At 65.4% G+C, this 2,379-nt stretch carries 2 protein-coding genes; one reads left to right on the top strand and one right to left on the bottom strand.

The genetic code is table 11. The features are described from left to right. On the bottom strand, positions 1-1,566 hold a 1,566-nt coding region (locus ABGA94_RS01940; RefSeq protein ID WP_375366228.1), incomplete at its 3' end, for an amino acid permease. A gap of 132 nt (positions 1,567-1,698) precedes the next feature. Between ABGA94_RS01940 and ABGA94_RS01935 the strand changes: the two genes are divergently transcribed. Further along, positions 1,699-2,313 (top strand): NUDIX hydrolase, encoded by a 615-nt coding sequence (locus tag ABGA94_RS01935; protein ID WP_005416355.1) that lies wholly within the window; start codon positions 1,699-1,701, stop codon positions 2,311-2,313. The last annotated feature ends 66 nt before the right edge of the window (positions 2,314-2,379 follow it).

Below are 2,379 nucleotides of genomic sequence, written 5' to 3'. Positions count from 1 at the left end.
GCGCGAAACAATCGCAGCATTGGTGACCTGGCCGCGGGCATCGACATTCAGGCTGGCGATCACGCTGCCCTGCACGCCATTGCGCAGCGCGGCAGCGGGGTAGGTCGGCTTGCTGTTGCGCATGCCATAGCCGAGATAGATCAGCATGCCCAGCACGGTCCAGCCGACGAACAGGTGCCAGTGCACCACGAACGCCTGCCAGAACAGGAACAGGCAGGCCGCAGCGCCAAGCGGGCAGATGATCCACACCGCCGGCACGCGGAACGGGCGGTGGATCTCCGGCTTGGTATAGCGCAGCACCAGCACGCCGATGCAGACCGTGGCGAAGGCCAACAGGGTGCCCATCGACACCAGTTCGCCCAGCACGTTCAGCGGCACCAGGCCGGCCAGTGCGGCGGCGATCACGCCGACCACGATCGTGGCCCAATAGGGGGTGCGGAAACGAGCGTGGACCTTGCCGAAGAACTTCGGCAGCAGGCCGTCGCGGGAAATGGTGTAGGCGATGCGGGTCTGGCCCATCATCATCACCAGCACCACCGAGGACAGGCCGGCGATGGCGCCGATCTCGACCAGGGTCTTCAGCCAGGACAGGGTCGGGTAGGGCTCCAGCGCGGTGGCCACCGGCTTGTCGGTGCCCAGCAGGTGGTACGGCATCATGCCGGTCAGCACCGCGCAGACGATGATGTAGACGATGGTGCACACGGCCAGCGAGCCGAGCAGGCCGATCGGCATGTTGCGCTGGGGATCCTTGGTTTCGCCGGCGGCGGTGGAAACCGCGTCGAAGCCGATGTAGGCGAAGAACACGATGGTGGCCGCGCGGAAGATGCCGCTCCAGCCGAACTCACCCGGCACGCCGGTGTTTTCCGGAATGAAGGGCTGCCAGTTGGCCGGATCGATGTGGGCCGCGCCGATGCCGATGAACAGGCAGATGACGGTGACCTTGATCGCCACGATGATGGCGTTGACGAACGCCGACTGGGTCACGCCCACGTACAGCAGGCCGGACACCGCCGCCACGATCAGCACTGCCGGCAGGTTGAACAGCTTGCCGGAAGAGACGAACTCGCTGCCGGTCCAGGCGATGGGCGCGGCGCTGAGCAGGTCCGGGAAGGGCATGTGCAGCGTGGTGGTGATGAAGCTGATCAGGTAGGCCGACCAACCCACCGCGACCGACGCCGAGGCGAACAGGTACTCCAGCACCAGGCACCAGCCGATGAACCAGGCCATGCCCTCGCCGAGGGTGGCGTAGGAGTAGGAGTAGGCACTGCCGGAGACCGGCATCATCGCCGCGAACTCGGCGTAGCACAGGCCCGCCAGGGCACAGGCGAAACCGGCCAGCACGAAGGACAGCATCACCGCCGGGCCGGCGTGGTTGGCCGCGGCCTGGCCGGTCAGCACGAAGATACCAGCGCCGATCACCGCACCCACGCCCAGCAGGATGAGGTGTTTAGCCGTGAGGGTCCGTTTCAACGTGGCTTCGCCGTCCAGGCTGCCTTCGATGGGTTCGCCGGCATCGACGTGCCCGGCCGGCTGGACCGGCTTGACCCTCAACAGAGCTTTCAGCATGCAGTACTTCCTAATGATCGGATGGGGTGGGCCGCCGATACGTTGCCGGCAACCTTGAATGGTGAAGGGCGTGCGAACGGCCCGCTGTACCTTAGCCAAAGCTGAAGCCAACGCACAAGCGCAATCGCAACAATGAACGGCGATAATGAGCAGTATTTTTCCGAACCGCCCCCATTCATGCGCCAGACCGCCGAAACCCTTGCCGTGCTTGACGATCGCCTGCGCGGCCTGTTGCGGGACTACGCCCGCCGCGAGCCCGCCCACGATGCACTGGCTGCCGAATTCGGCACATTGCTGGACGATCCAGAAGATCCGTTCCGTCGCGAACGGCTGGCCGGGCATTTCACCGCCAGCTGCTGGCTGGTCAGTGCCGACGGCCAGCGCCTGCTGCTCACCCATCACCGAAAGCTGCAGCGCTGGCTGCAGCTGGGCGGTCACGCCGACGGCGACCGTGATCTGGCGCAGGTGGCGCTGAAGGAAGCCGAGGAGGAGTCCGGGCTGAGCGGCCTGGTACTGGAAGACCCGGCCATCTTCGATCTGGACAAGCACTGGATTCCGGAGCGCAAGGACGTGCCGGGGCACTGGCACTACGACGTGCGTTTCGTGATCCGGGCGCTGGGTGGCGAGGCCTTCGTGCTCAGCGAGGAATCGCTCGACCTGGCCTGGCGGCCGGTGACCGAAGTCGCGGCCGACCCCGAATCGGATGAATCCATGCAGCGCATGGCGCGCCGCTGGCTGGCACGTTGAAAAAAGGGGACGGAGGGGATTAAGTCGTTAATGCATAAACGACTTAATCCCCTCCGTCCCCTTTTT

Origin of the sequence: Stenotrophomonas sp. 3diitr2024 (assembly GCF_042136455.1) — a bacterium.
Classification (GTDB): Bacteria; Pseudomonadota; Gammaproteobacteria; order Xanthomonadales; family Xanthomonadaceae; genus Stenotrophomonas; species Stenotrophomonas sepilia.
The sequence above is the reverse complement of the archived record's forward strand: the minus strand, read 5'-3'. Positions and strand labels throughout refer to the sequence as shown.